The 25,446-nt window shown below is 64.7% G+C and carries 30 protein-coding genes; 20 read left to right on the forward strand and 10 right to left on the reverse strand.

The annotated features are described in order from the left end of the window. Nucleotides 1-45: 45 nt before the first annotated feature. The 10 genes from DESPIGER_RS01940 to sctW all read right to left on the reverse strand — a co-directional run bounded on the left by DESPIGER_RS01940 (nt 46) and on the right by sctW (nt 10,021). On the reverse strand, nt 46-2,112 hold the full coding sequence (locus DESPIGER_RS01940) for a PP2C family protein-serine/threonine phosphatase (RefSeq protein ID WP_072332343.1): 2,067 nt from the start codon (nt 2,110-2,112) through the stop codon (nt 46-48). Beyond that, nucleotides 2,109-3,401, reverse strand: coding sequence for a sigma-54 interaction domain-containing protein (locus tag DESPIGER_RS01945; protein ID WP_072332346.1), 1,293 nt, complete (start codon nt 3,399-3,401; stop codon nt 2,109-2,111). The genes DESPIGER_RS01940 and DESPIGER_RS01945 overlap by 4 nt, the downstream gene beginning before the upstream one ends. A gap of 3 nt (nt 3,402-3,404) precedes the next feature. Beyond that, entirely contained in the window at nt 3,405-4,448 is a 1,044-nt protein-coding gene (sctU, locus tag DESPIGER_RS01950; protein WP_072332348.1) for a type III secretion system export apparatus subunit SctU, read from the reverse strand. A gap of 61 nt (nt 4,449-4,509) precedes the next feature. Next, nucleotides 4,510-5,346, reverse strand: a complete 837-nt coding sequence (gene sctT, locus DESPIGER_RS01955; RefSeq protein ID WP_072332351.1) for a type III secretion system export apparatus subunit SctT — start codon at nt 5,344-5,346, stop codon at nt 4,510-4,512. Between the two features lie 65 nt (nt 5,347-5,411). Next, a complete protein-coding gene (gene sctS / locus DESPIGER_RS01960; protein WP_072332354.1) occupies nt 5,412-5,669 on the reverse strand; it encodes a type III secretion system export apparatus subunit SctS in 258 nt (85 codons plus the stop codon). A 9-nt stretch (nt 5,670-5,678) separates the two neighbouring features. Then, nucleotides 5,679-7,772 (reverse strand): type III secretion system export apparatus subunit SctV, encoded by a 2,094-nt coding sequence (sctV, locus tag DESPIGER_RS01965; RefSeq protein ID WP_072332356.1) that lies wholly within the window; start codon nt 7,770-7,772, stop codon nt 5,679-5,681. Next, nucleotides 7,769-8,125, reverse strand: a complete 357-nt coding sequence (locus tag DESPIGER_RS01970) for a tetratricopeptide repeat protein (RefSeq protein ID WP_072332359.1) — start codon at nt 8,123-8,125, stop codon at nt 7,769-7,771. Before DESPIGER_RS01970 ends, sctV begins: the two co-directional genes overlap by 4 nt. A 1-nt stretch (nt 8,126) precedes the next feature. Next, the gene (locus tag DESPIGER_RS01975) at nt 8,127-8,495 is read right to left on the reverse strand and encodes a type III secretion protein (protein ID WP_072332362.1); all 369 of its coding nucleotides are present in this window, start codon (nt 8,493-8,495) and stop codon (nt 8,127-8,129) included. 2 nt (nt 8,496-8,497) lie between these two features. Next, nucleotides 8,498-8,872, reverse strand: coding sequence for a type III secretion chaperone SycN (gene sycN / locus DESPIGER_RS01980; RefSeq protein WP_072332365.1), 375 nt, complete (start codon nt 8,870-8,872; stop codon nt 8,498-8,500). A gap of 30 nt (nt 8,873-8,902) precedes the next feature. After that, entirely contained in the window at nt 8,903-10,021 is a 1,119-nt protein-coding gene (sctW, locus tag DESPIGER_RS01985; protein WP_072332367.1) for a type III secretion system gatekeeper subunit SctW, read from the reverse strand. A gap of 317 nt (nt 10,022-10,338) precedes the next feature. Between sctW and DESPIGER_RS01990 the strand changes: the two genes are divergently transcribed. The 20 genes from DESPIGER_RS01990 (at nt 10,339) to DESPIGER_RS02085 (ending at nt 25,388) form a co-directional block, all read left to right on the forward strand. Further along, complete coding sequence (locus DESPIGER_RS01990) at nt 10,339-10,641, forward strand: hypothetical protein (RefSeq protein WP_072332370.1); 303 nt, start codon at nt 10,339-10,341, stop codon at nt 10,639-10,641. 91 nt (nt 10,642-10,732) lie between these two features. After that, on the forward strand, nt 10,733-11,299 hold the full coding sequence (locus DESPIGER_RS01995; RefSeq protein WP_072332373.1) for a USH1C-binding protein 1: 567 nt from the start codon (nt 10,733-10,735) through the stop codon (nt 11,297-11,299). Between the two features lie 25 nt (nt 11,300-11,324). Continuing rightward, nucleotides 11,325-11,957, forward strand: a complete 633-nt coding sequence (locus tag DESPIGER_RS02000) for a USH1C-binding protein 1 (protein ID WP_072332375.1) — start codon at nt 11,325-11,327, stop codon at nt 11,955-11,957. A 9-nt stretch (nt 11,958-11,966) separates the two neighbouring features. Beyond that, on the forward strand, nt 11,967-12,551 hold the full coding sequence (locus DESPIGER_RS02005) for a USH1C-binding protein 1 (RefSeq protein WP_072332378.1): 585 nt from the start codon (nt 11,967-11,969) through the stop codon (nt 12,549-12,551). A 47-nt stretch (nt 12,552-12,598) separates the two neighbouring features. Continuing rightward, entirely contained in the window at nt 12,599-13,135 is a 537-nt protein-coding gene (locus DESPIGER_RS02010; RefSeq protein ID WP_083575251.1) for a SycD/LcrH family type III secretion system chaperone, read from the forward strand. A gap of 4 nt (nt 13,136-13,139) precedes the next feature. Beyond that, a complete protein-coding gene (locus DESPIGER_RS02015) occupies nt 13,140-14,243 on the forward strand; it encodes a YopB/SseC family type III secretion system translocon subunit (RefSeq protein ID WP_072332381.1) in 1,104 nt (367 codons plus the stop codon). Nucleotides 14,244-14,263: 20 nt separating this feature from the next. Beyond that, the gene (locus tag DESPIGER_RS02020) at nt 14,264-15,043 is read left to right on the forward strand and encodes a hypothetical protein (protein ID WP_072332384.1); all 780 of its coding nucleotides are present in this window, start codon (nt 14,264-14,266) and stop codon (nt 15,041-15,043) included. A gap of 111 nt (nt 15,044-15,154) precedes the next feature. Further along, nucleotides 15,155-15,631 carry a type III secretion system chaperone gene (locus DESPIGER_RS02025; RefSeq protein ID WP_072332387.1) on the forward strand — a complete coding sequence of 159 codons (477 nt, stop codon included), beginning with the start codon at nt 15,155-15,157 and terminating at the stop codon, nt 15,629-15,631. Beyond that, nucleotides 15,628-17,583, forward strand: coding sequence for a type III secretion system outer membrane ring subunit SctC (sctC, locus tag DESPIGER_RS02030; RefSeq protein ID WP_072332390.1), 1,956 nt, complete (start codon nt 15,628-15,630; stop codon nt 17,581-17,583). Before DESPIGER_RS02025 ends, sctC begins: the two co-directional genes overlap by 4 nt. Then, nucleotides 17,580-19,067, forward strand: a complete 1,488-nt coding sequence (gene sctD, locus DESPIGER_RS02035; protein WP_072332395.1) for a type III secretion system inner membrane ring subunit SctD — start codon at nt 17,580-17,582, stop codon at nt 19,065-19,067. Before sctC ends, sctD begins: the two co-directional genes overlap by 4 nt. Continuing rightward, complete coding sequence (locus DESPIGER_RS02040; protein ID WP_072332399.1) at nt 19,064-19,285, forward strand: hypothetical protein; 222 nt, start codon at nt 19,064-19,066, stop codon at nt 19,283-19,285. The genes sctD and DESPIGER_RS02040 overlap by 4 nt, the downstream gene beginning before the upstream one ends. Nucleotides 19,286-19,427: 142 nt before the next feature. Beyond that, nucleotides 19,428-19,679, forward strand: a complete 252-nt coding sequence (locus DESPIGER_RS02045; RefSeq protein WP_072332402.1) for an EscF/YscF/HrpA family type III secretion system needle major subunit — start codon at nt 19,428-19,430, stop codon at nt 19,677-19,679. A 75-nt stretch (nt 19,680-19,754) separates the two neighbouring features. Further along, nucleotides 19,755-20,111, forward strand: a complete 357-nt coding sequence (locus tag DESPIGER_RS02050) for a tetratricopeptide repeat protein (protein ID WP_072332405.1) — start codon at nt 19,755-19,757, stop codon at nt 20,109-20,111. Nucleotides 20,112-20,149: 38 nt separating this feature from the next. Continuing rightward, on the forward strand, nt 20,150-20,746 hold the full coding sequence (locus tag DESPIGER_RS12770; RefSeq protein WP_156831607.1) for a hypothetical protein: 597 nt from the start codon (nt 20,150-20,152) through the stop codon (nt 20,744-20,746). Nucleotides 20,747-20,786: 40 nt separating this feature from the next. Continuing rightward, nucleotides 20,787-21,569 carry a type III secretion system inner membrane ring lipoprotein SctJ gene (gene sctJ, locus DESPIGER_RS02060; protein WP_072337481.1) on the forward strand — a complete coding sequence of 261 codons (783 nt, stop codon included), beginning with the start codon at nt 20,787-20,789 and terminating at the stop codon, nt 21,567-21,569. After that, nucleotides 21,569-22,252, forward strand: a complete 684-nt coding sequence (locus tag DESPIGER_RS02065; protein WP_072332411.1) for a SctK family type III secretion system sorting platform protein — start codon at nt 21,569-21,571, stop codon at nt 22,250-22,252. Before sctJ ends, DESPIGER_RS02065 begins: the two co-directional genes overlap by 1 nt. Next, nucleotides 22,231-22,854, forward strand: coding sequence for an HrpE/YscL family type III secretion apparatus protein (locus DESPIGER_RS02070; protein ID WP_072332414.1), 624 nt, complete (start codon nt 22,231-22,233; stop codon nt 22,852-22,854). Before DESPIGER_RS02065 ends, DESPIGER_RS02070 begins: the two co-directional genes overlap by 22 nt. Beyond that, nucleotides 22,855-24,171, forward strand: a complete 1,317-nt coding sequence (gene sctN, locus DESPIGER_RS02075) for a type III secretion system ATPase SctN (protein ID WP_072332417.1) — start codon at nt 22,855-22,857, stop codon at nt 24,169-24,171. It abuts the gene before it with no gap. A 36-nt stretch (nt 24,172-24,207) separates the two neighbouring features. Further along, the gene (gene sctO, locus DESPIGER_RS02080; protein ID WP_072332420.1) at nt 24,208-24,699 is read left to right on the forward strand and encodes a type III secretion system stalk subunit SctO; all 492 of its coding nucleotides are present in this window, start codon (nt 24,208-24,210) and stop codon (nt 24,697-24,699) included. A 50-nt stretch (nt 24,700-24,749) separates the two neighbouring features. Further along, a complete protein-coding gene (locus DESPIGER_RS02085; RefSeq protein ID WP_072332423.1) occupies nt 24,750-25,388 on the forward strand; it encodes a hypothetical protein in 639 nt (212 codons plus the stop codon). Nucleotides 25,389-25,446: the final 58 nt, after the last annotated feature.

Raw genomic sequence — 25,446 nt, forward strand, 5'->3', positions numbered from 1 at the left:
TGCGGCCAACGGGGAACCGTGAGTTTTTCGGAGGAGAAGACAGGTTCATGAGGACGTCCGGGCAGTAGGGGCGGGCTGGGCCACGCGGGTGTTGCGCGTGCGGCAAAAGGCCAGCATGGTGATGTCGTCGGATTGCGGCTCTTCACCCCGGAAGCGGACAAGCTCCGAGAAGATGAGCGTCAGCAGTTCCCGGGGCGGGGCCCCGCGATGGGCGGCCATGAAGTCCCGCAACCGGGCCTCGCCGTACAGTTCCTTGTCGCTGTTCATGGCTTCGGTCACCCCGTCGGTGAAGATCAGGCAGGTCTCCTGTTCCCTGAGGGTATCCGTGAACAGCGTGTATTCCATATCCGGCATGACGCCCACCAGCGGGCCGCTCAGCTTGTCCAGCATGCGGGGCGGGGCATCCGAGGCGGCATCGATGATGTAGGGCGGGCAGTGGCCGCCGTTGGCATAGGCCAGCTCGCCGCTTTGGGGGTCGTACAGGGCCAGGAAGAGGGTCACGAACATGTTGCCCGGGTTGTGGGCTTCAAGCATGGCGTTGACCTGTGACATGGCGGCGGCCGGGTCGAGCCCGGAACCGAGGGCGTAGCGCACGAGAGTGACGGTCATGGACATGAACAGGGCCGCCGGGACGCCCTTGCCGGACACGTCGCCCAGGACGAGGGCCCGACGGCCGTCGCCGGTGACGAAAAAGTCGTACATGTCGCCGCCCACTTCCTTGGCGGGATCCAGAAAGGCCGAGGCCCGGAAACCGCACATCTCGGGAGCGCCGTCCGGGGGCGGAAGGATGCCCATCTGGATCTCGCGTGCGGCGGAAAGCTCCCCTTCCATGCGTTCCTTGCTGGCGGTGGCCTCCATCAGGTTGCGGATGTTGGCGGCAAGGGCCCCGCCCAGATGGGCGTAGGCACGGGCCAGCTGCCCCAGCTCGTCACGGCGCTCCAGCGGCAGCCCCTGGCTGAGGAGGGGCTCAAGCCGGTCAAGGGCATCGGGCGCGGCAAAATCCACGCCGGCCAGCTGGCGGGTCTTGCGGGTCAGCAGTTTCAGGGGCCGCAACGTCCTGATGAGCATGAACAGGGCCGCCAGGGCCACCAGCAGCATGATGGGCAGGCTCACGGCCAGCAGGCTGCCCAGCAGGCTGTAGGAAGGCTGCTGTATCTCGTCCAGGGGAGCCGTGAGGGCCACATACCAGCCGAATGCCCGGATGCTGCCCAGCAGGCAGAGCATGTCGCCCCGTTGCGAGGGCAGGATGACCTTGGCCATGCCGGTCTGGCGGGCTTCTGCCCGGGCCGCGTCAAGGCCGTCCGGGAGCAGGCCGTCGCCACCGGAGACCAGCATGCGGCCGTCACTGTCCAGCAGGGCCACGAGCCCGCCGGGGTAGAGGGCCATCTCCCGGAATTTTTCCCTGGTATCCTCCAGCAGCTGCGCCTGGGCCCGGACGGCCATCTTTTCCAGGTCGTCCAGGGGGATCATGGCGACCAGTATCTCCCGTGAGGGCCTGTTCCCGTCCAGCGGCAGGAAATAGGCCAGTACCGGGCGGTAGGTGCCGGAGGAAACCATGCCGCCCTCGTTGGTGGCCACGAGGCGGGGCAGGTCCAGAACGGCAAAATCGCCGTCCCGGGGCAATTGCCTGAGCAGGCGCTGCACAGGCCGCTGCTTCACATCCCGCAGACTGGACGACAGGCCCAGCAGGCTCGTCCAGCCGGCAAGAAGCTTTTCCGTATCCAGGATCTCCATGCGTATGCTGTCGATATCGTCCACCAGGCCAATGCTGGCGGCGTCCATGACAGAGAGCAGGGGCTGCAGGCCGGAATATCCGGGGCCGCCCTCACCGTGCCGGTCGAGGGAGCGCAGCAGCGCCTGGATACGGGCGGAGGCGTCCCGCAGCTGCGCCTTGCGCATGAGGACGGCACGCACCTTGCCGGCCAGATGGTTGAGGGTGGCAGTGTTGAGCCGTTCCTCTTCCACCAGCAGCAGGGTGGCGAAATTTTTTTCTTCCATCCCGATCATGGTCTCCCCGACGCGCTGCCAGGTCAGGTACAGGACCAGCGCGACGGTAAGGGCCACGGAGCAGATCACCAGCAGGGCCAGGCGCAGACGAAGGCTTGCGTTCATGCCTCCTCCCCGTCATGGCCGCGGGCCGTCCGGCCGAGGCGCAGCAGTTTCTTGCGCAGGCCTTCCCGGGTGATGCCCAGCAGTTCCGCGGCCCGGCTCTTGTTGCCCTGACACGCGTCGAGGGCCCGCTGCACCAGCAGGCGTTCCGTCTGCTCCAGGTTGAACGTTTCCTGGACGACCGGCGGCTCCCGGAGCGCAGCGCCGGGTGTCCGTATGCCGCCGTGGCGCGCCAGGGCGGCCAGCAGCTTGGGGGAAAGATCCGAGGGCCGGACGACCGTATCCACAGTCAGCGCCGCCGCCCGTTCCATCTCGTTGCTCAGTTCGCGCACATTGCCGGGCCAGTCGTAGGCCAGCAGGCACTGCTGGGTGGCCGGGGCCAGGATCAGGGCGGCGCGTTCCATATTGCGCGCATGCTGGGCCAGCAGGTGCCGGGCCAGCAGCAGGATGTCGTCGCCCCGTTCATGCAGGGGCGGGAGCATCAGCTCGGCCACATTGAGGCGGTAGTACAGGTCCTGCCTGAAGCGCCCCCGGGCCACGGCCTGCCGCAGGTCCACATTGGTGGCCGCGATGACCTTGATGTCCACGGGCACGGGCCGGGCGCTGCCCACGCGCAGGACTTCCCGTTCCTCAAGCACGCGCAGGAGCTTGGCCTGATTGGGCAGGGACATGTCCGCCAGCTCGTCAAGGAAGAGCGTCCCGCCCGAGGCTTCCTCCACCAGGCCGCGCCGGGCGCTGACACCGGTGGCCACGCCCTTTTCGATGCCGAACATCTCGCTTTCGAACAGGGATTCGGGGATGGCCGTACAGTTGACGGCCACAAAGGGGGCGTCGCGCCGGGGAGAGTGGTAGTGGATGGTCTTGGCGAATATCTCCTTGCCCGTGCCGGAAGGCCCCAGGATCAGGGTATTGATGGGCCGCCGGGCGATGGCCAGGGCCTGGGCCACCACCTGCCGCATGGCCGGACAGCGGCCGATGATGCGGCGGACGTTGTACTCCTTCTGCAGGGTCTCCACCACCTGCCTGTTATCCTCGTGCAGGCGCAGGCGGCTTTTCTCCAGCTCCTGGGAGAGCTGCTCCATCTTTTCCAGCAGTTCCGCCCTCTGGAATTCGCGGGCCTCCACCTTGACGATCATCATGCCGAAGGCTTCGGCCAGGCGCTCCAGCTCCGGCGAGGAGCTGCCTTCCCGGGTCAGGGCGAACAGGGCGTCCGCATCCGCGGGACGCCCCCAGGCAAGGTCGTCGCACAAACGGATCAGCAGGGCGAGGGTTCGGGCGTTCTTTTCGTGCATGGCTTATCCTTGGCGCAGGGATTGCACCCAGCGCAGCACTTCCGCCACGGGGCCGATGAGGTCCTGGGGGATGTAGGAGTTTTCCGTGCCCTGTTCGTACAGGCTGCGTGCCAGCGGTACGTTGCGCATGATGGGGATGCCTTCTTCCCGGGCGGTCTCGATCATGCGCTGGGCCAGCACGCCCTGGCCCTTGGCCAGGATGACGGGCAGGGGGGTCCTGTCCTTTTCATAATCCAGGGCCACGGCAAAATGGGTGGGGTTGGTCACAAGCACCTTCGCTTTCCTGACGTTGGCGATCTGGTTCTGGGCGATCATCTCCTGGTGCAGCTGCTTGCGCTTGCCCTTGATGAGCGGGTCGCCCTCGCTTTCCTTGTATTCCCGTTTGACTTCTTCCTTGCTCATCATGTGCTGCTTGTTGAACTGCCACTTCTGGAAGCACCAGTCCGCGGCGGCGATGACGCAGAACACGCCCGCCGAGACGAGGACGAGCTCGCCGCAGGCAGAACCGAGAAGACGCCACATGTCGCCGATGTCGCCCTGCGGGATGCGGAACAGCTGCGGCATGTAGTCGGAAAAAATGACATACACGCTGACCCCCAGGATCAGGACCTTGATGATGTTCTTGAGGAACTCCACCAGGTTCTTGAGGGAAAAGACCTGCTTGAACCATTTGCCCATGCTCAGGTTTTCAAGCTTGGGCATGGCGGCCTGTACGGAAAACAGCACGCCCACCTGCATCAGGTTGGCGCAAAGGGCCACGGCCATGACCATGCCGATGAGCGGCAGGGCCACGCGCAGGGAACAGAGCAGGATGGACGTGGAAGCCAGGGGCAGGGCCTCCTCGAAGGGCCTGTCCATGAGCAGCATGGGGATCTCGCCCATGGTCAGCATGGTGTTGAGCATGTCGGAGGCCAGGGCCAGCAGATAGACGGCCACTGCCATGACGGTCAGCGCCGAGGGCACGTCCTGGCTTTTGGCCACCTGGCCTTTTTCCCGGGAATCCCGCAGGCGTTTCGGGGTCGGTTGTTCTGTCTTTTCACTGCTCATGGGCGCATGGGTCTCCGCAGCCCGCGGCTGTCGTCACAGCCGGCGGACAAGCGTGGCGATATCAGTCCCCTCCCGGCAGGAGGTTGTTCAGCTTGAGGATGGATTCCCTCGTAAAATCGAACAGTTCCGGTGCATGTGACAGCAGCAGCCCAAAATAGAAGCACAGCAGGAAGGCCGCGATGCCGCATTTGATGGGCATGGCCAGCACATACACGTTGAGCTGGGACGCGAAACGGTTGATCAGCCCCAGGGCCACGTCGGTCAAAAGGCAGGCCGCCGCGATGGGCCCTGCCAGCAGCAGCATGTGGCCCATGAGCCAGCCGACTTTTTCGGCAAAATACAGGGGCGCTCCCTGGGGCACGTCCAGGGGCAAAAGCTGCGTCACCGGCCAGATGTCATAGCTGGCGTACACCAGCCCCACGAAGGCCAGAAAGGCCCCGGACGTATAAAAAATGTAGACCAGGCTCTGGAACAGCAGCTGGCCCAGAGGGCTGCTCTGGTCGCCGGAAAGGATGTCCGCCCCTTCGGCCATGGTGGCGCCGCGCTGGTTGTCCATGAAGAAACCGGCGCTTTGTACGGCCCAGAAGACGATGCCCGCAAGAAAGCCGATCATCAGGCCGAGCACGGCCTCCTTGAGCAGGAGCAGGGCCAGCCGTCCCCCCACGGCCAGGGAAAGTGCGGCAGAGAGCGTCATGTCCTCGGTAAGATGGCTGACGATGACAGGATGCAGGGGCAGGTACAGGGCCAGCACCAGCAGCAGGCGGATCTGGCCCGTCACCACCGCGGAGCCGAAAAAAGGCGCCACGGTGACCAGGGCGAAGAAGCGCGGCATGCCCAGCAGCAAGGCCGTGAGATGTCCGTAGACCCCGAGTTCCTGCAAAAATTGCGAAAAATCCATGCCTGTCCTGTTCCATGCGTGTCCTGGGGGCCGTCCAGCCTGCCGTCAGCATCCGGGCCTGCCGTTCAGAGCAGGTAGAAACGGTTGAAGATGTCCTCGCTGTACTGCAATATCTCCCCGCTCAGCCATTTGCCCATGAGGAAGAGGGTCAGCCCCACGGCCAGCAGCTTGACGCCGAACGCCAGGGTCTGTTCCTGCAGCTGGGTGATGGCCTGGATGAGGCTGAGCACGATGCCCACCACCGAGGCCACGATGATGGGCGGCAGGGAAAGGATCATGACCAGATACAGGGCCTTGACGGCATAATCGATGGCAAGTTCCATGCCTTGCTCCTAGAGGCGGATCCGGTTCATGGGCTGGACGCTGATCTCCGGGGTGAGCTCCTGGTAGGAGACCACGGGCAGACGGTAGTGCTCCGCCTCGATGAGGCGGCGCACATAGCGCCGGATGTCCATGCTGGCCAGCAGGACAGGCATCTGGACATGCTTGCGGTAATCGCCTGCCGCGGCCCCCACGGCCGCGATGAAGCGGCGCGAGGTGTCGGGGTCCAGCGCCAGGAAGGCCCCGGCCGACGTCTGGCGGATGGCCTTGCGGATGGTCTCTTCCACCGAGGGGTCCATGAGTATGGCCGGCAGCATGTTCTGGCCCCGTGAATACATGTAGCTGATCTGGCGCTTGAGGGCCCCGCGCACATACTCGGTCAGCATGACGGTATCCTTTTCCTTGGGGCTCCATTCGATGATGGCCTCCAGGATGTTCCGCAGGTCGCGGATGGAGACCTGCTCCTGCGCCAGACGCTGGAAGATCTCCGCGATGCGCTGCACGGGCAGCAGGCGGGTGGCTTCGCGCACCAGGTCCGGCGCGCGTTCTTCCATGCGGTCCAGCAGGTATTTGGTCTCCTGCATGCCGATGAAGCTGGAGGCGTGCCGCGCCAGGATCAGGGAAAGATGATAGGCCAGGATGCGCGAGTGGGTCATGCAGGAGAGCCCGGCCTGTTCCAGCAGGGCCTGCTTCTCCGCCGGGATCCACAGGCTTTCCACGTCAGGCAGGAAGTTCTCCCCGCGCTTCACCTCCAGGCCGAGCATGCGCAGGGTGTCCTCGCTTTCGCGCGCCAGCACCATGCCCTGTTCCAGATGCCCGCGAGACATGGGGATCTCGTTGACCTGGAGTTCATAGGCCAGGCCCGACAGGGTCGACGAGATGCGCAGATTGATGCCGGGAAAGGGCACGCCAAGGTCGAAATACAGCGCACGGCGCAGGGCGGAAAGCTCGTCGTTGAGGCTGTCATAATCCAGGGACGCGGCCAGGCCTTCCGAGATGTCCAGGATGATGGGGACCGTGGGCGCGAAATCGTCCTGGGGACCGGAGGGGCGCCCCTTGCGTTCCTTGCGGGCGGCGGACTTGAGGGACTGGCCGAGTTCCTTGCGGGCGTCCCGGGGCGCGGGGGCGGAGCGGATCCTGTCCAGGATGTAGCCGAGGCCGGCGATGGCGAAGGCCAGGGTGAAAAGCTGCGGCTTGGGGAAACCGGGGATGAGCGCGAACAGGAAGATCAGCCCGCCCGCCATGAGCAGGGCCTTGGGCTGGGCAAAGAACTGGCCGCCGATCTGCGCGCCCACATCTTCCTGGCTGTCGCCGGAACGGGTGATGAGGATGCCGGCCGAGATGGCGATGATGAGCGAGGGTATCTGGGAGACGAGACCGTCGCCGATGGTCAGGATGCCGTAGATCTCCAGGGCCTCGCCGGCGGAAATGCCGTGCTGGGTGATGCCGATGACGGTACCGCCCACGATGTTGACCACAGCCACGATCATGCCGGCGATGCTGTCGCCCTTGACGAACTTCATGGCGCCGTCCATGGCGCCGAACATCTTGCTTTCCTGGCTGATGACCTCGCGGCGGCGCTGGGCTTCTTCCATGTCGATGACGCCGGCGCGCATGTCCGCGTCGATGGACATCTGTTTGCCGGGCATGGCATCCAGGGTGAAGCGCGCGCCCACCTCGGCCACACGTTCGGCCCCCTTGGCGATGACCAGGAACTGGACGATGGTCAGGATCAGGAAGACCACGGCCCCCACCACGAAATTGCCGCCCAGGGCGAACTCGCCGAAGGTCTGGATGATCTCGCCGGCGTCGGCGTTGAGCAGGATCAGGCGGGTGGTGGTGATGTTCAGGCCCACGCGGAACAGAGTGGTGAACAGCAGCATGGTGGGAAAAGACGAGAACTCCAGCGGCGTCCTGACATACATGGTCATCATCATGATGGCGAAGGACAGGGCCAGGTTGGCGCCGATGAGCGTGTCCACCAGGGCCGTGGGCAGGGGCATGATCATCAGGGCGATGACGGCCACCAGCAGGCCCACCAGGGCAAGGTCGCTGTGTTTCGTCGTCAGGGAGACGATGTGGCGTGCGTCGGAGAACAGGCTCACAGGCGGCCCCCCCCTGCGGCAAGATAGGCATTGAGGGCATTGCGGGCCTCATCGGTGCGCCGGGTCTGCCACAGGGCCCGGGCCCTGAGCAGGTGCAGCACGGCATCCCGGGAGGCCAGCGGCCCGCCCGCCAGGACAAGGTCCAGCTGTTCCAGGGCCCGCTCGGGGTCGCCCAGCTCCAGCCAGGCCACGGCAAGGCAGCGCCGGGCCCAGAGGTCGGCGGGATCCAGGGCAAGCAGGGCCAGGGCCAGTTTGCGGGCACGCTGGAACTGCCCCATGCGCAGGAAAAGGTGCCCCAGGACCTGGAGGGCACGGCGCTGGCCGGGGGTGGGCCGGGAGAGGGGCTCCGCCATGCTAGCCTCCCACCATCAGGCCCGTATAGGCCCGGAGCAGTTCGGTATTTTCCAGCAAGGGCGCCAGCTCGTCACGCACGAAGGCCCGCACGGCGGGCTTGTCGCTGTTCCTGAGGGCCTCCAGGGCGCCCTGCAGCTCCATATGGAAAAGTTCGGGCTGGAGGATGGAGCCGTCCCCCACGGCCGGACAGAGGGCCTCCTCAAGCTGCTGGGCCGCCTTGCAGCTGTTGTACAGCTCGTCCAGACCGGCCTCGCGCATGGCGCTGGAGGCCAGCGGGCGGGCATCGGGAAGGTGCCCCGCCGTGCCGGGGGCCATGATGTTCTGTATCCCCAGTCCGGGGTCCAGCAGATTGATGGGGGATGATGCCATGCTCAGGCTCCCTGCAGATGGTTCATGACGCGGGCCAGCTCCATGACGGCGTCTTCCAGGAGGGCGGCCGTGACCTGGCGCTCGGGAAGGCGGGTCAGGAGGATCAGGGTGTCCCCCTTCATGCCGGCGGTCAGGGGAAAAGCGGATGCGTGCCGGAAATGGCACAGGGCCAGGGCCCGCTCGGGCAATGTGCCGTCATAGGGCGGGAAAGGGCGGGACAGATAGAGCAGCAGCTCCTCTTCGCCCCGCCGTTGCTGCCTTTCAAAGTACAGGCGTCCCATGCCGCTGACATCAAGCGCCGCCAGGCCCTGCGGGGAAAAGGCCAGTCCGGGCAGGCCCATGCGCATGCCGAAAGCGTTCAGTTCGTGGTCCAGCATATGATCTCCGCGTGTGTCTTGGACAAAGCCCTATCCCTGCTCCGCCAGCCAGGCGTCTTCCTCGGCGATGGCGGCATCCACGGCATCCTGGACGGCATCCAGCACCTTCATGCGGCCCTCGTTGCCGTCGAACAGGGACGGCGCGAAGGCGCGCGCGGTGTTGAGCAGCTCCTGGAGGAAAAGCACCTTGCGCTCGATGTCCGGGGCGCCGGCTTCTTCGGCCAGCCGGCTGATGCGGCTACCGCTGATGTAACGTTCCTTGCGCAGATCCAGCACCTTGCCCAGCAGCGCCATGTCATCCAGGGGGCAGTGGCGGATCCCGTGGACACTGCTCCAGCGCTCCAGCAGACGGGCGCACAGGCTGCGGGCGCTTTGCAGCTGCCGCAGCTCACCAAGGCTGCCATTGACGTGCTCCAGGTGGCTGCTCTCCATACTGGGCACATCGGCCGCAAGATCGCTGGCCAGCGCCTTGTAGAGGAAATCCAGCGCGGCGTCGAAATCATTGCCGTACGTCTTCTGGATATGGTCGTAGAGGCTGTTGACGTCCTCAAAATGGCAGACGGTCTCCCGATAGAAGCTCCCCAGCGCGCCGGCATCGCCCAGACCTTCGAACCCCCGGGCATTGAGCGCGCCGTTGATCCCGGCCCGTATGGCGGGGCCTTCCGTGCGCTCCAGCTCTTCCAGGGCCTCATCCAGGACGCGCAGGGTCTCCGGCGGGGTGTCGGGGGCAGCGGACAGCTCGTCATGGATGTCCTTGAGGGCGGCCCAGGCCTCGGAAGGGTCAGGAAAGAAGCGGCGCAGCTGGCGCAGGGCCTCTTCCTTTTCGGCCCGGGAGTCCAGGAAGCCCTTGAGGGCCCTTGTCTTCTGTATCTCGCGGGCTTCACGCATCATCTCCTGGTACTTTTTGATGCGTTCCTCCATGGCCTCGTTGATCTCGTCCCGTTCCTTGCGTTCCTCCAGTTCAAAGTCATCCGTGCTGTCCGCGGCAAAGGTCAGTTCCTCTGCGGCATCGGCCAGCAGGGACATGGGAGACTCCACGATCGTGGCGGCATTGCCGAACAGCGACCCGGTGGCGGCCGCCGCGGCTCCCGTCCCCGGGGATACGGCGGTACGGCCCTGCTGTTGCTGGATGGAGAAATCGATGCTCATGGCGGGTGGCTCCCGGTCACGCAAAAAGTTGTTGGCAATATGGTATGCTATATGCCAAAATCATGCCACATATTTCTGGTAGCATGAGCCTGTGGCAACGGCAAGGGTGGCTGTGGCGGATCCGCCGGCCTGCCCGCAAAAAAACTCCGCTGGGGAGCACATTGAGAGAACGTCGTTGCTTGCCTGGAAGGACTGGATGCCAATATTGTTGGCATCTTGCTCTCTTTTCTGGCATTTTAGCTGTCTTGTCAACCAGATATGGAAATGGCACGCTTTGTGCTTGACGAATAGCAACGATAACCCAAAAGGAGTTTGCCATGTCGTTTACGGAACAGGATATGAAGAAGCAGATGGACGACTTTGCCGCTCTCCGTGAAGAGTTCTCCCGTCTGGAAAGCCAGGAAAAAGCCATGCGCAAGCAGCTCGGCCTGCCGGAACAGGGGCAGGAGAAGACGGACCCGGCCTCCCTGGCCCCCGAGCTGCGCAAGATGGTCGAGGAAGCCGAGGCCGAGGCCCGCCGTGCCGGTGACGCCCGTGCCGCGCAGGCCCGTGCCGCGGCCAGACCGGCAGCGGCCGGCAGCATCCCCGGCAGCGGCCGCCGGAACATCGTCCGCCTGTAGCGGGCGGGTACCCTCCTGTTTCCCGCGGCCGGTGCCGGATGGCACTCTTTTTTGCTCGTTTCCCCACAGGGCATCATAAAAAGGAATACTTATGAGTCAGGTCGACCTCAATACCGTCTCTGCAACGTCTTCCCTTGGTGAGCTGGGGCCCACCACGAGCCTGCAGCTGATGTTCGCCAAGCTGCAGCTGGAACTGGCCGAGACCGCCAAGACCCAGGCCATGGACAAGATGGACGCCATCGCCCAGGCGCAGGACGAACAGAAACTTGTCTCCCAGCTGCTCAACGAGGCCCGGCAGTCCAAGGCCGACGCCAATTCCGGCATTGCCGCCGGCACGCAGACCGAGACCTATTCCAACGGCAAGACGGAAAAAAACACCAAGAACTGCACCCTGATGTCCAAGGAAATGGTGGATTACATGGACGCGCACGGCCTTGCCTACGACAAGACCGGCGGTGACTATAACCATAGTTCCGATGAATGGGACGTGGCCATCACGGCCCTGGAAGGCCGCCTGGAAGAGCTGGGCAGCAATACCCAGCAGGAGATGGTCTACATCCAGGACTATATGGGACAGTACAACTCCTATCTGCAGGGCGCCAACACCCAGATCTCCAACGCCAACCAGACCCTCACCAGTCTGGCCCGTGGCCAGTAGACGGTGGCCGGCAAAGGATAGTGATATGAGTCAGGTCAATTTTACTTCAACATCCTCCGTTTCGTTCGGTGAGCTGGGGCCCACCACGAGCCTGCAGCTGATGTTCGCCAAGCTGCAGCTGGAACTGGCCGAGACCGCCAAGACCCAGGCCATGGACAAAATGGATGCCATCTCCCAGGCGCAGGACGAGCAGAAGCTCGTTTCCGGGCTGCTCAACGAGGCCCGGCAGGCCCAGGCCGATGCCAAGGCCGGTGTGGGCAATGACCAGGAAAAGACCCAGACCTATGAGCTCCCCAAGAAGGACGCCAACGGCAATGTGATGCATGACGCCCAGGGGAACGTGGTCTATGAGACGGTCACCGAGACCGTACCCAAGGGCAACAACGCGACCTTCATGAGCCAGGAGATGGTGGACTACATGGACGCCAACGGCCTTGCCTATGACAAGACCGCCAACAACCACTCGCACAGCGCCGACGAGTGGGACGTGGCCATCACATCACTGGAAAGCCGCCTGGAGGAGCTGGGCACCAATACCCAGCAGGAGATGGTCTATATCCAGGACTACATGGGCCAGTACAACTCCTATCTGCAGGGCGCCAACACCCAGATCGCCAATTCCAACCAGACCCTCACCAGCCTGGCCCGCGGCCAGTAGGAAAATGACATGAACCAGGTCGATTTTACTTCAACATCCTCTGTCTCGTTCGGTGAGCTGGGGCCCACCACGAGCCTGCAGCTGATGTTCGCCAAGCTGCAGCTGGAACTGGCCGGGACCGCCAAGAGCCAGGCCATGGAAAAGATGGACGCCATCTCCCAGGCGCAGGACGAGCAGAAGCTCGTCTCCCAGCTGCTCAACGAGGCCCGGCAGTCCCAGGCCGACGCCAAGGCCGGAGTGAACAGCAAGCAGTCATACACGTACACGTTCACCCGGGAAGACGGGAGCACATATACGAAAACGGAAACAAGCACGGACAACGCCATTCCCATGTCACAGGCTATGGTGGACTATATGGATGCCCACGGGTTGGCCTATGACAAGTCCAATGGTGACCACCTGCAGCTTGCCGACGAATGGGACGTGGCCATCACGTCGCTGGAAAGCCGCCTGGAGGAGCTGGGCACCAATACCCAGCAGGAGATGGTCTATATCCAGGACTACATGGGCCAGTACAACTCCTATCTGCAGGGTGCCAACACCCAGATCGCCAACTCCAACCAGACCCTCACCAGCCTGGCCCGCGGCCAGTAGCCGCCGGACGTGACAGGATGACGGCACACCCACTCCAAGGAGCTATCATGAGTCAGATCATCGAACAGGAAAAAGACATCCAGGCCGCCCTGCTGGACATGGCCAAGGCGGCGGGATTTACGGAAGCGGAGTTCCATACCATCCAGGCCGCCCTGGAAAAGGGGGCGACCCTGGCCGATGTGTTCAACATCAGCAAGGACACCTTGGAGTCCGGCTATGCCTATGCCTACAACCTGTACAAGGCGGGCAACTACAAGGATGCCGAAAGCATGTTCCGCGGCCTCTGCATGTATGATGGTGACGATCCCCGCTACTGGATGGGCCTGGCCGGTTGCCTGCAGGCCCGGGAAGCCTGGCAGCAGGCCATCGATACCTACGGCATGGCCGGTGTGGCCGGCGGGCTCAAGGATCCCGCGCCGTTCTACTATGGCGGCCTGTGCTATCTGAAGCTGGGTGACGGGGAGAATGCGGCGGCTTCCTTCCGTGCCGCCCTGGGGCTGGGCGATGCCTCCCTTCCTGCGCACAAGGCCGTCCATGACCGTATCCGTGCCCTGCTTGCCACGCTGGCCCAGTCCAAGGAGTGATGCCATGACTATGGTTCAGGGAACACAGTCCGGGACGCCCACTGCCAATCTGAACGCGCTGCTGCAACTGGCGGCGACCCAGCAGGGCACGGGCAACACCCTGGATGTCAAGGATCTGGAAGAAAGCCTCAGTGCGCTGCGCGCCTTCCTGGCCGCGAGCGGGGATTCGCTGCTGCCGGATCTTGAGGCACCGTCTTCGAAGAGCGGCACGGTCTCGCTGTCCGGCCTGACCATGAGCGGCCTTTCGCTGGAAACGCTGCTGGATGCCGTCGGCTTCGAGCAGCGGCGTACCGAGACCAAGGCCGGCGTGGCCTCGCTGGAGGCCCGCGCCCAGGAACGCGCCATAGCCAATGACGAAAAGCTCAAGTCCGTCCAGGAGCAGCTGGAGAAGGCCAAGAGCCAGAGTTTTCTGAATGGCCTGCTCAAGGCGTTCAAGATCATCGGCATGGTCCTGGCGGCCATCGGTTCTGTGGCCATGATCGCCGCCGGTTCTGTGGGCCTGGCGGCCGGTGGTTCCGGTGCGGCGCTCATCGCTGTCGGTGTCGCGAGCCTGGCGCTGCTGACCAGCTCCATCATGGAGGAGGCATCAGGCGGCAAGGCCGGCTTCAGCCCGTCGTTCATCATCGGCAAGATCATGGATGCGTGCGGCGCCAGCGATACGGCGATCCAGTGGACGAAGTTCGCCGTGGATCTTGCCACCACCATCGCCATGACGGCGCTCACGTTCGGTGCCGGGGCGGCAGGCGCGGCCGGAAAGGTCGCCCAGACCGCCACCAAGGCTGTTTCGGATACGGCCCAGACCATCCAGAAGGCGGCCTCGTGGACGGCCCGCGTGGCCACCATGGCCGGTGGGGTGAACACCGTCGCCCAGTCGGCCACCACCATCGCTTCCGCCTCCAACGAAAAGGACATCAGCTTCCTGCAGGCCCAGCAGAAGCGTCTGCAGGCCATCCTGGAACGCATCGCCATGGCCAATGATCTGGATGTGGAACACATCAAGGAGATGATGCAGCGCTCCGAGCAGACGCTCCGGACCGTGTCGGACATCGTCCAGGAAAGCGTGCAGGCCAATGTGGCCATCCTCAGCGGCAATCCGGCCATGGCCTGATGCCTGAAAAGGGAGACAGTATGGACACCACCATCACGAATGCAACGGGATACAGCTCCATCGAGTACAACAGGCTGCTGGAGCAGGCCCAGGCGAAAGGTGTCAGTGCCGCCAGGGTCGATGAGGCCCTGATCGACGCCATCCAGGCCGGCAAGGATTTTACCGCGGCCGTCAAGGATGTGCAGAGCCAGCTGCCTGATCTGGCGTCGCCCGGGGACAATTCGGGGGATCTGTCGGGCTGGACGGCCCTGCCCAGCCCCGCTGCCATGTTCGCTTCCGTGATCCTCAAGGATGCGGCGGAGCAGCGGCGCACCAACCGCAGCATCATCCAGGCGCAGGGGATGCAGATCGTCGACCTGATGGAACAGCAGGCCGACAAGATAGAGACGGGCGCCATCCAGAAGTTTGCCTGCGCCGTAACCGGGGCCGTGGTGAACATGGCGGCCGGTATGGCCAGCATCGGCGTGGCGGCTGCCGGGGTGGGCAGGTCCTCGAACGGCAGGCTGGACATGCGTGCCGGCAAGACCGCGGACGGCCAGCTCACGGCCGCTGTCGCCCAGTCGTTCAATACCATGCTTTCTTCGGTCGGGAGCATGTTCACGGCGGGCGGGGAGTTCGGCCAGAGCATGCGCTCCGCCGAGGCCAAGCGCCTGGAAGCCCAGCAGGAGCAGATCCGCACCATGATGGAGCAGACCAAGCAGACCAACGAGGCGCTCAAGGACCTGGTCTCCAAGTCCCTGGACTTCATGAACTCCATGCAGGCCAACATGAATCAGACGCGTACCAAGATCCTGGGGTGATCCGGCAGCGCCCTGCGGGTGCGGCCTGGCAGAAAAAAGTTTGACGATGGCGCTTGTTTTTGCGTACCGTTGAACTGTGTTTGGACATGAAAGACGTATGCAGGACTGCCTATGGTTTCGCTGGATGACAAGGTCCGTGCCCTCGCGGTGACGGCCGGCTGGAAGCCCCCCCGCCCGGAAAAGGACGGTTCATACCGCTTTCGTCTGGAAGACGGCCTTGACCTGAAGATTTTTTCTCCTGACGGGCGCTGGTGCTTCCTGCTGGCCGAGCTGCTTTCCTTGCCGGAGGCGGGGCATGACCGGGACAGCCTGCTCCGTAACGTGGCGGGCCAGCAGGCCGGCATCTGCCGTGAGCGCGCTTCGGTCGTGGCCCTTGAGCATCAGGAAGACCCGGCGGCCCGGGATCGGGATCGCCTGATATTGCAGTCCCGGATGCCCGTGGACGTGCCCCAGCAGCGTTTCGACGATGCCGTCCGGGACTTCCTCAATGACCTCGCCTGGTGGAAGAAGAGCCTGGGGGGCTCGCCGCGTGAGGAGCTGTCTTCCATGTTCTCCCTGTCGGGTACGTTTTTCGGAGGCGTCTATTGAAGCGCCTTGTAGCCCTCTGCCTGTGCTGGATCTTCTGCTGCCTTCTGGCAACAGAAGGTCTTTGCGCGTCTTCCCGCGGCGCCTTCCCCTTTCGGGCGGCGTTTTCCCATTACGCGGACAATGAAAACATCTGCACGGTCCTTTCCGCCTTTGCCCGTGCCGAAGGCTACGGCTCGGTATGCAGTCCTGCCCTCAACGGGCAGATGAGCGGCCGCTTCGAGCAGGTGGACCCCCGTACCTTCCTCAATGGCATGCGCTCGGCGTTCGGGGTGCGCTGGTACATGCAGGGGCGTACGGTGACGTTCTGGAACGACAGCGAAAAGGCCGAAGCCTTCCTGGCGCCGTCCACGGTCTCGGCCGCCTCCTTGCGGGACATGCTGCGCAGTGCGGGCATGATCTCGCCGCAGCTGCCCGTCAAGCTGCTGCATGCGCAGAACCTGCTCTCGGTCAGTGGCCCGCCCCTCTATCTGGATCAGCTGCGCGGGGCCATGAAAGCCTTTGAGGATGCCCAGGGCAGCCGCAGCGTCATGCGCGTGTTCCCGCTCAAGTATGCCTGGGCGGAAGACATGCAGGTCAACAGCATGGATGCCACCGTGACCATCCCCGGTGTGGCCAGCATCCTGCAGGCCATGGCCAGCGGAACGCCGCTGACCGGTTCACAGGTGACGGTGCAGCCGTCGGCACAGGGAGGCCTGCGGGGCAAGGGGCTGATCGCCATGAGCACTCCGGCGGGCTCCTCCCAGACAGCGCCGGCAGCCCCCCAGAACGGAAAGGATCCGTCCGGGACGTCCGGGGGGCCCAGCATCATCGCCGATCCCCGGGTCAATGCCGTGGTCGTGACCGATGCCGAATACCGCATGAGCTATTACGCCAAGGTCATCGCCGACCTGGACAAGCCCGTGGAACTGGTGGAGATCCACGCGGCCATCGTGGATATCGACAGCGATTTTTCCCGTGATTTCGGCGTCAACTGGTCGGGCACCGGAGCCTACGGCAAGCACTGGACAGGCGGCGGCAGCGCGGGGGGCACCTCCACCAGCGGCATTTTTCCCGCTGCCGGGGCTTCCAGCGCGGGGGGGCTCTCCTATTCCACCCTGTATTCCTACGGCTCGGACTATTTCCTGGCCCGCGTCACCGCCCTGGAAGAAGACGGCCAGGCCCGCGTGCTGGGCAAACCTTCCGTGCTGACCATGGACAATGTGCAGGCGTCCCTGGAGAATACCAGTTCCTATTATGTGCCGGTATCGGGCAATGAGTCCTCCGACCTGTTCAAGATCGATTCGGGGACCGTCCTCAAGGTGACGCCCCACATCATCCCCGGCCTGCCGGGACAGGCGGACAGCATCAAGCTCATGGTCAGCGTGCAGGATGACCGGGACGACGGCTCCAGCCTGTTTTCCGTGGATCCCAACAATCTTTCCCCCATCAAGCAGACAAAGATCAATACGCAGGCCATCGTGGGAGAAGGGCAGAGCCTGCTCATCGGGGGACATTATTACGAGATCCAGAGCGATGCGGAGACCGGCATCCCCGGCCTCAAGAACATCCCCATCCTGGGCGGCCTGTTCGGTTCCACGGGCAAAAAGCACCAGCGCATGGAGCGCCTTATCCTGATCACGCCGCGCATCGTCCGCATGGATACGGCCTCCAACGTGCCGGCCCGTGTGGACGATCCCCGCTTCAGCCGGACGCCCACCCAGGCCGACTATGAAGAACGGCGCCCCAAGGAAATGCCTGTGGGCGGCTGCGCCCGCCGCCGCGAGCTGGCACCGGACGTGCAGCCCGCGCCTCCCGTGAAGGTCACGCCCCAGCCGTCACCTGTACCGGCCACCACCAAGAGCATCCAGAACGCGGCCGTGCCGCAGCCCATCCTGACCCCTGCCAGTGCGGGGGCCCAGCCGGTGCTGACGCCTGTCAGCAGCACGGCGTCTTCCGCCGGGGGGCGCCAGTGACCGGCAGCAGGGGCAGCGCCGTCTGCCTGTACGTCTTTTCCGGGCCGCATCTGGGCGCCTGTGTGGAACTGGCGGAAGGGAACTGGGTCGTGGGGTCGGATGACGCCTGCGACATCATCCTGACCGGTCTTGCCCCCCGCCATGCCGTTCTGGACATTTCGTCAGGAGACAACGCCTTTCCCGTGCTGTCCGTGACGGCCCTGGATGGTCCGCTTCGTCTGCAGGGGGAAGAGCCCGTCGGGCCGGGTGAGGCCGATGGTCCTCTGCATCCCGCAGCCGGGAGCGCCTGGTATCTTGGTACGACCTGTTTTGCCTGGAACCGTCCCGGAGTCCCCCAGGAAAGTCTTGTGCCGGAGCTTTCCCCGCACGCCCGCACCCCCGGGGCCGGCGAGGCTGCGCCTGTGGAGACGGGATCCGTACCTGCGGTCACGGAGACATCTGAGCTGCTGCCGACCGCCAATGATCTTGGCATGGACGCCGAAGCTTCGGAAACACTGTTGCCGGATGTCCCGGAAACGCCCCCCGCCCGTCGAGCCGGCTGGCGGGCCTTGCTTCTGGTGCTGGTGGCGGTCTTCCTGCTCGCCTTGTCCCTGATGGTCAGACCTGCGGACTCTGATCCTGAGCATTACCCCGAGATCATTAAAAAATATCTTGAAGATGCCGGTATCCGGGGCCTGGCTGTGAGCCGGCGTGATCCTGGCGTGGAGATACGCGGAACAGTGGCGGACGATGCGGCCATGATCCGTTTGCGTGATATGGCACGTGGATTGCATATCCCTGTGTACCTGGAAGTGGCCGTACAGGAAGACATGCTGCGCGCCGTGCGCAGTTCGCTTGGTATCCGCGGTTTCCATCCTGATGTCGTCCTGTGGGAGAACAAGGGCAATCCGCGTTTGCAGGTCAGGGCCTACATGAAGGACGAGCTGCTGGAGGCAGCAGCCTTCACGGCCCTGAAAGAAGAGGTCCGGGGCCTGCCGACGGTGGACAGGCACATCGTCTACGAAAAGGATCTTGCGCCTGTACTGGATGCGGCCCTGCAGCGGGCGGGCCTGGGGAATGTCCGGGTCATCTACCTGCCGGGCCGGGTGGATTTTTCGGGTGATTTCCGGCCGGAAGACACCAAGAAGCTGGAAGCCATCCGGCAGGATGCCAGCGAGCTGTTCGGTGTCCGTCTGTACGGGACCTCGTCGGCCTCGGGCGCTCTGGCCGCTGCGGAACGCTCCCTGACACCTTCGCGGGACGGGGAGCCCGGCGGGGCCGCACCTGCCCGGCCGGCGGGCACTGGCGGCGGGGATCCGCTGGGAGGGCTGCGTGTGACCGGCGTCACCATGTCGCCCATGCGTTTCGTGACCACCGCCGATGGCAGGCGCCTGTTTGAAGGGGCCGTGCTCCCCAGCGGCTGGACCCTGGAGAGCATCGACACCAAAGCCCTTGTCCTGCGCAACGGCAGCCAGGTCGTCAGTCACAGATTGAGAGGTAAATGATGGAAATGGAATCAGCCTTTGACATGCTGGCGGAAGATCCTTCGGGGCGGGGCCTCAAGCAGCTTCGCGAGGAGCTGTTCGAGATGCGGATGGATGTCAAGCGCGCCATGGATGCCGGCATGACACCGGACGAGATGGCTGTTGCCCGGCAGGTCATGACCGCAGTGGATTGCGCGGAGAACGTGGCGGAGCGCGTTTACGATACGCTGAACCGCTGATCCGGGAAAAGCCGCCGCCGGGCGTGGAACGGGCCGGCGTGGCCGGCCCCTGCGGCCCTGGGACGGCCCTGTCAGCCGCAGAGCCGGGCGGCAAAAGCGTAAGAGCAAGATGACCGCATTGCGGATCAGTCAGGAGAACACCATGAATATAGGAAGCTCGGGCGGGATCGATGTCGGCCAGCTGTTCCAGAATGCCACCAACGGACTGAGCCGGGACGGCCAGGCCCTGCAGGCCAAGATGGACGAGATCAGTGCCTCCGGCGAGGTGGACCAGATGGAGCTGCTGGAACTGCAGTTCGCCATGGGGCAGTACAACGCCAAGCTGGAGACCATCTCCTCGGTGACCAAGAGCATCCAGGATATGCTCAAGTCTCTGGCCCAGAGGACGGGCTAGCATCCGGGAACGGGTGCAACACTGGCAAAGGAATGATGATGGGGCCGTTTTCGGCCCCCAACATGGGAGAGATATATGGTTTCCGAAAAACAGATGGCCCGTCTGCTGGATCTGGCCAATCTGGCCTGTCAAAAGGGGCTTGTCGGGGAAGCCAGGACCATTTTTCGGGCAGTCCTGGCGCTCAGGCCGGATTTTGCGCCCGCTCTCGTGGGACTGGCATTTTCCCACGTGGTCGTGGATGATTTTGACACCGCGCTCACCATCCTGGACAAGGTCCTTGCGGGCAATGCCGCTGATGCCGACGCCCTTGCCATGCGCGGCCTTGCCTGCCTGCTGGCCGGACGCAGGGAAGAGGCGGAACAGGCCTTTACGGCCATCCCCCAGGACTGCGCGGCCGCAGACATGGCCCGGGCCATCATGGAAGTGGCCTGATACCGGCCTGACATCAGGCTGTCCGGGAGGCACGGCACATGATAGCCGCATCGGCACAAGGCGCGACCAGACTGCTGGAAGCCCTGGAAAAGCTTGCCCAGTGGGCGGGCGAGCCTTCCGAGGGAGGCCCTTCCGGTGCGCCGTCGCGGGAGCTGGTCAGGGCTTTCGAGGAGGCCCTTTCCTCCCCTCCGGCAGACGCTTCCGCAGCTGCTGCCGGCGGAACCGGCGGGGCCCCGGCGGCAACGGCGCTCCTGCCGGGCCCGGCGGAATCCATGCCGTGCCCTTCCGTTGCCGGAACAGGCGCGGAGGGATCGCCGTCTCCTGTGGAACAGGCCGGGAAGGGGCTTGCCGTGGAGCAGCCCGCCGCAGCCGGTGGCGCTGATGTCCCCGCCGGGCAGGAGGTGAAGGAGCCGCAGGCCGTCTTCCAGAGCGAAGGGATCTCCCGCCAGGATGCCCTGGAAGAGCTGGGGCGGCTGCTGGAACGGGTCTCCGGGCAGGGGGCCCTTGTCAGCCCGCAGGAATTGCTGCATGTGCAGCAACTTGTGGGCATGCTCAATGTTCAGGCCAAAGTGGGGGTCCAGACATCGCAGCAGACGACGCAAGGCCTGGAAAGCCTGCTGCGCCAGTCCGGTTAGGCCCCGTATCTCATCCAGAGGTTTTTCCATGCCGCGTCCCATGCTTTTTTTGCTGCTGTCCCTGCTCCTGCTCCTTGCCGGCTGCAAGGTGGAGATGTATTCGGGCCTGTCCGAGGACCAGGCCAACCAGATGCTTTCCACCCTGCTGCGACGGGGGATCGAGGCGGAAAAACAGGCTGCGGGCAAGAATGGCTATACCCTGCTGGTGGATGACGACCAGCTGGTGCGGGCCCTGCAGATCCTCAAGGAGAACAGTCTGCCGCGCGAAGCCTTCAAGAACCTGGGGGAAGTGTTCGCCGGTGACGGCATGATCTCCTCCACTTCCGAAGTCCAGGCCCGTATGTCCTATGCCCTGTCACAGGAGCTGGCGGACACGCTCTCGCGTATCGACGGTGTCCTGACGGCCCGCGTCCATGTGGTGCTCGGCGTCAACGACAAGGTGAACAACATCACCATCGCCCCCTCCGCGGCCGTCTTCCTGCGCCATACCCTGGATTCACCCGTGGTCAATCTTGTACCCGAGATCAGGGAGCTGGTGGCGGGTGCCGTGGCGTCCCTCAAGTACGACAATGTGAGCGTGATGCTGGTCCCGGTACGGGAAAGCGTGACGGTACCGGACAGCAAGCTCCCGTCCCCGCTGCTGTCACCGGGGGCCCATACGCCCGCCCTGCTGCTGCAGATGCTGGCCATGGCGGCGGTGCTCCTGGCGCTGGGCGCGGGGGGCTGGGTCTGCGGCCGCCGTCTGCTGGCCCGCCGCCGTGCTGCCCGGAAAGCCCTTGAGGCCGGGGAGGGGGATGACGCCGGCAAGCAGGGTGAGGCCTGATGCACAAGCAGTTTTTCGCGGACGTCCTCGTGCGCCGTCCGGTCCTGTGGCAGCGCCTGCTGCAGGCCAATCTGCCGGAAGGCGGACCGCGGTTGCCGGATGCCTGCCGTGAGCAGCTGGGCAGGGCCGCGGACAGCCTGTGGGCCTGGTTGCAGCAGCGGCCGTTGACGCACGGGCTGCCCGTTTCTGCAAGCGGAACTGCCGGACCGCTCCCGTTCTGGGACTATGCCGAGGAATCGCGCCGGCTTGCCCTGCTGCCTGCTCCGGCCCTGCTGGAGCTGTGCCGGGTGACGGGCGTGGTCCTGCATGCTCCCGCCATCGCGGCGGTGCTGCTGCGGGACGAGGTCCTTTCCCTGCGGCGGTCCCTGGGCGAGGAGACCTATCAGTATGCCCTGCAGCGGGGCCGGTATCAGCTGGGAGGCGTGCGGCGCTTCTTCCAGTGGCGGGATACGGATCTGCCCCTGGCGGAGCGCTGCGCCCTGCACGGCACCATGGCGCTGCTCCTGATAGCCGGGCTCTGGCCGGAAGATGTGGCCCTGCGTGTCCGGGATCGTCTGCCCGCGCTGCCGGCGACGGCCGTGCTGCCGTCCCTGACGGAAGAGGAATGCCACGAACTGTGGCGCGGGGTGAAAAAACTGCTGCTCAAGGAGGTGGCTCCGTCATGGGCGCCGTGTTTCGACTGACAGGCAATACGGTGATGCCCGCTCCCGGGGTACGGGTATTGCGCGCGGCTGATTATGCGCGTCTCGTGGAAGCCAACGATGTGCTGGCCGCCGCCCGGGAACGGGCTGCCGTCATGGCTGCCGAAGCGGAAAAGGCCTATGCGGAGCGCAAGCGGGCCGGCTATGAGGACGGCCTTATGGAAGGCCGCATGGAGCAGGCCGAAAAGATGATGGAAACGGCCATGCAGGCCGTGGAATATATCGAGGGGGTGGAAGCCAAGCTCGTGGGAGTGGTGACGTCCGCCGTGCGCAAGATCATCGGCGAGCTGGACGACCGGGAATGCACGGTGCGCGTGGTGCGCAACGCCCTGAACGCCGTGCGCAGCCAGCAGCGTGTGCTCATCCGTGTCTCGCCTGACGACAAGGACGCGGTGCGGGCCTCGCTGGCGGCCATGATCTCGTCCGCTCCCAATGGCGCCACTTTTCTGGACGTGACGGCCGACCCCCGCATGAAGCCCGGGGACTGCATTCTGGAATGCGAGCTGGGGGTCGTGGACGCCAGCCTGGAGACCCAGCTCAAGGCCATAGAGCACGCTTTGCTGGGCAAGATCAGGGAGTCGTAGATGGCTTTCGAATACATCGGCGACCTGCTGGAGGAGGCCGTCCGCGACGTCAATCCCCTGGAGACGCGGGGGCGCGTGGAGCAGGTGGTGGGCACCATCATCCGTGCCGTGGTCCCCGGTGTGAAGGTGGGGGAACTCTGCCTGCTGCGCAATCCCTGGGAAGACTGGAGCCTCAAGGCCGAGGTGGTGGGCTTCGTCAGGAACGTGGCCCTGCTGTCGCCCCTGGGCAACATGCAGGGCATCTCCCCGGCCACGGAAGTCATCCCCACGGGCGAGATCCTTTCCGTCCCCGTGGGCCATGAGCTGCTGGGCCGTGTGGTGGACGGTCTGGGGCAGGCCATGGACGGCGGTCCGGCCATCAGGACGCGCACCCACTATCCGCTGGTGGCCGAAGCGCCCAATCCCATGACCCGCAAGGTCATCAGCAAGCCCATCTCCCTGGGCCTGCGCGTCATCGACGGTGTGCTGACCTGCGGGGAAGGGCAGCGCATGGGCATCTTCGCCGCGGCAGGCGGCGGCAAGTCCACCTTGCTGTCCAGTATCCTCAAGGGCTGCACGGCCGATGTCTGCGTGCTGGCGCTCATCGGTGAACGCGGCCGCGAAGTGCGGGAATTCATCGAACGCGACATCGGCCCGGAAGGCCGCAAAAAGGCCGTGCTCGTGGTCTCCACGTCGGACCGTTCCTCCATGGAGCGGCTCAAGGCCGCCTATACGGCCACGGCCATTGCCGAATATTTTCGTGATCAGGGCAGGAGCGTATTGCTGATGATGGATTCCGTGACCCGCTTCGGACGCGCCCAGCGCGAGATCGGTCTGGCGGCCGGAGAACCGCCGACTCGCCGGGGCTTCCCGCCTTCGGTCTTTTCGGAGCTGCCCAAGCTCATGGAGCGCGCGGGCAATTCCGACAAGGGCTCCATCACCGCCCTGTATACCGTGCTGGTGGAAGGAGATGACATGACCGAACCCATCGCCGACGAGACCCGGTCCATCCTTGACGGGCATATCGTGCTTTCGCGCAAGCTGGCCGCTGCCAACCATTATCCCGCCATCGACGTCCAGGCCAGCGTCAGCCGCGTCATGAACGCCGTGGTGGACAAGGAGCACAAGGCCGCGGCCCAGGCCCTGCGCAAGATACTGGCCAAATACGCGGAAGTGGAGCTGCTGGTGCAGATCGGCGAATACAAGAAAGGGGCCGATGCCGAGGCGGATTTTGCCCTGGGGCATATCCAGGCGGTCAATGATTTTTTGCGCCAGGGGCTGGAGGAAAAAAGCTCGTTCGAGGAGACCCTGGCGGCTCTGAAAAAAGTCGTGCTGTAAGCGGGGCACGGCCTCCGCATGCGGCAAAGGTGCATCATGGCGCAACGACGCTATCCTTTGCAGGCCCTGCTGTCCGTCCGCCACTATCGGGAAGACGCCGCCCGCAATGCCTTGCGGCTGGAGGAACGGCGGCTGGTACAGGCCCGTGAGGAAGCGGAGCGGCGGCGGATCGAGCTGGAACGTTACCGTACCTGGCGGCAGGAAGAAGAGGAGCGGCGTTACGCCGCCATCATGGGAGCGACCCTTTCGCTGGAAGAGGTCGCGGATTTCCGGGCCGCCCTGGGGGCACTGGCCACCGGGGAACAGGAACGCCTCCAGGCCGTAGGGCAGGCCGAGGAGCAGGTGCGGCAGCAGGAGCAGGCCGTGACCGGTGCGCAAAGGGCCGTGGCCCTGGCCCGCCGGGAAGCGGCCAAGATCGAGAAACATCGTGATATCTGGCAGGAGAACGCCAAACGGGAGCAGGAGCATCTGGAAGATCTGGAGCTGGAGGAGTTCGCCACCCCTTCCCGCGCCAGTGACGATGCCTGAGGCCCCCAGCAGGCTGTTCTGCCGGATCCCGCAAGCCCGCATGGCGGCGTATGCTGGAGGTGTCCATGGGCATGGAGATCAGTTCCCGGCGTTTGCAGGAAGCGGATTCCCGCACGCAGACAGGGCGTGAAGACGCAGAACGCCCCGTGGACGGCAGGGACAAGGAGCGTTTTGACCGGGCCATGCAGGAATCCCGGGAACGGGACGGGCAGGGCGGTCAGGAGGATGGCCGGGGCGGTTCCCGGCAGGAGGCACCGTCGCCCCAGGCGCTGCTGGACAGCCTTTTCGGCAGCCGCATGCGGAACATTCAGCCCACCGCCGTACAGGCAGCCCCGGCTCCCGGGGAGGTGGATGCCCTCGTGAGCGAGCTGGTCGACCGCATCCTGGTCTCCGAACCGGGCAAGGGGGCCCCGGAAGTCCGCATCACGCTGGGGCAGGGCCCGCTTTCCGGTGCAGAACTGTGCCTGGCCCGGGCGCAGGACGGCCAGCTGTTCATCCGACTTGCCTGTGCCGACCCCGCTTCCTTCCAGACGGCGGTGGGGGCCCAGGATGCCTTGCGCAGCGCCCTGGAGCGCAGTGGCGAGAACGTGCGCGTGGAGATCGTCCAGAGCCGCACGGACGGCGGCAATGAAGGCGATGCCCGGCAGCAGTCCCGGGGCCGCCGGGACTACGTCCCTGACGCGGAGTAGGTACGGCCGCCACACGGCGCGCCATGATATTTTCCCCCTCCGAAAGGGGAGCGGGCAG

The organism is Desulfovibrio piger, from assembly GCF_900116045.1.
GTDB classification, from domain to species: domain Bacteria; phylum Desulfobacterota; class Desulfovibrionia; order Desulfovibrionales; family Desulfovibrionaceae; genus Desulfovibrio; species Desulfovibrio piger_A.

What these genes read in the sequence shown, in the direction of transcription:
- sctW (WP_072332367.1), bottom strand. Translation starts at nt 10,021, where the DNA reads ATGAGCATCGATTTCTCCATCCAGCAACAGCAGGGCCGTACCGCCGTA.
- sctO (WP_072332420.1), top strand. Translation starts at nt 24,208, where the DNA reads ATGGCGCAACGACGCTATCCTTTGCAGGCCCTGCTGTCCGTCCGCCAC.
- DESPIGER_RS02000 (WP_072332375.1), top strand. Translation starts at nt 11,325, where the DNA reads ATGAGTCAGGTCAATTTTACTTCAACATCCTCCGTTTCGTTCGGTGAG.
- DESPIGER_RS02020 (WP_072332384.1), top strand. Translation starts at nt 14,264, where the DNA reads ATGGACACCACCATCACGAATGCAACGGGATACAGCTCCATCGAGTAC.
- DESPIGER_RS02045 (WP_072332402.1), top strand. Translation starts at nt 19,428, where the DNA reads ATGAATATAGGAAGCTCGGGCGGGATCGATGTCGGCCAGCTGTTCCAG.
- DESPIGER_RS02025 (WP_072332387.1), top strand. Translation starts at nt 15,155, where the DNA reads ATGGTTTCGCTGGATGACAAGGTCCGTGCCCTCGCGGTGACGGCCGGC.
- DESPIGER_RS01970 (WP_072332359.1), bottom strand. Translation starts at nt 8,125, where the DNA reads ATGGCGGAGCCCCTCTCCCGGCCCACCCCCGGCCAGCGCCGTGCCCTC.
- DESPIGER_RS01995 (WP_072332373.1), top strand. Translation starts at nt 10,733, where the DNA reads ATGAGTCAGGTCGACCTCAATACCGTCTCTGCAACGTCTTCCCTTGGT.
- DESPIGER_RS01940 (WP_072332343.1), bottom strand. Translation starts at nt 2,112, where the DNA reads ATGAACGCAAGCCTTCGTCTGCGCCTGGCCCTGCTGGTGATCTGCTCC.
- DESPIGER_RS02040 (WP_072332399.1), top strand. Translation starts at nt 19,064, where the DNA reads ATGATGGAAATGGAATCAGCCTTTGACATGCTGGCGGAAGATCCTTCG.
- DESPIGER_RS02005 (WP_072332378.1), top strand. Translation starts at nt 11,967, where the DNA reads ATGAACCAGGTCGATTTTACTTCAACATCCTCTGTCTCGTTCGGTGAG.
- DESPIGER_RS01990 (WP_072332370.1), top strand. Translation starts at nt 10,339, where the DNA reads ATGTCGTTTACGGAACAGGATATGAAGAAGCAGATGGACGACTTTGCC.
- sctS (WP_072332354.1), bottom strand. Translation starts at nt 5,669, where the DNA reads ATGGAACTTGCCATCGATTATGCCGTCAAGGCCCTGTATCTGGTCATG.
- DESPIGER_RS02065 (WP_072332411.1), top strand. Translation starts at nt 21,569, where the DNA reads ATGCACAAGCAGTTTTTCGCGGACGTCCTCGTGCGCCGTCCGGTCCTG.
- DESPIGER_RS01975 (WP_072332362.1), bottom strand. Translation starts at nt 8,495, where the DNA reads ATGGCATCATCCCCCATCAATCTGCTGGACCCCGGACTGGGGATACAG.
- sctU (WP_072332348.1), bottom strand. Translation starts at nt 4,448, where the DNA reads ATGAGCAGTGAAAAGACAGAACAACCGACCCCGAAACGCCTGCGGGAT.
- sctJ (WP_072337481.1), top strand. Translation starts at nt 20,787, where the DNA reads ATGCTTTTTTTGCTGCTGTCCCTGCTCCTGCTCCTTGCCGGCTGCAAG.
- DESPIGER_RS02085 (WP_072332423.1), top strand. Translation starts at nt 24,750, where the DNA reads ATGCTGGAGGTGTCCATGGGCATGGAGATCAGTTCCCGGCGTTTGCAG.
- DESPIGER_RS02015 (WP_072332381.1), top strand. Translation starts at nt 13,140, where the DNA reads ATGACTATGGTTCAGGGAACACAGTCCGGGACGCCCACTGCCAATCTG.
- DESPIGER_RS02010 (WP_083575251.1), top strand. Translation starts at nt 12,599, where the DNA reads ATGAGTCAGATCATCGAACAGGAAAAAGACATCCAGGCCGCCCTGCTG.
- sctT (WP_072332351.1), bottom strand. Translation starts at nt 5,346, where the DNA reads ATGGATTTTTCGCAATTTTTGCAGGAACTCGGGGTCTACGGACATCTC.
- sycN (WP_072332365.1), bottom strand. Translation starts at nt 8,872, where the DNA reads ATGCTGGACCACGAACTGAACGCTTTCGGCATGCGCATGGGCCTGCCC.
- sctN (WP_072332417.1), top strand. Translation starts at nt 22,855, where the DNA reads ATGGCTTTCGAATACATCGGCGACCTGCTGGAGGAGGCCGTCCGCGAC.
- DESPIGER_RS02050 (WP_072332405.1), top strand. Translation starts at nt 19,755, where the DNA reads ATGGTTTCCGAAAAACAGATGGCCCGTCTGCTGGATCTGGCCAATCTG.
- DESPIGER_RS02070 (WP_072332414.1), top strand. Translation starts at nt 22,231, where the DNA reads ATGGGCGCCGTGTTTCGACTGACAGGCAATACGGTGATGCCCGCTCCC.
- DESPIGER_RS12770 (WP_156831607.1), top strand. Translation starts at nt 20,150, where the DNA reads ATGATAGCCGCATCGGCACAAGGCGCGACCAGACTGCTGGAAGCCCTG.
- DESPIGER_RS01945 (WP_072332346.1), bottom strand. Translation starts at nt 3,401, where the DNA reads ATGCACGAAAAGAACGCCCGAACCCTCGCCCTGCTGATCCGTTTGTGC.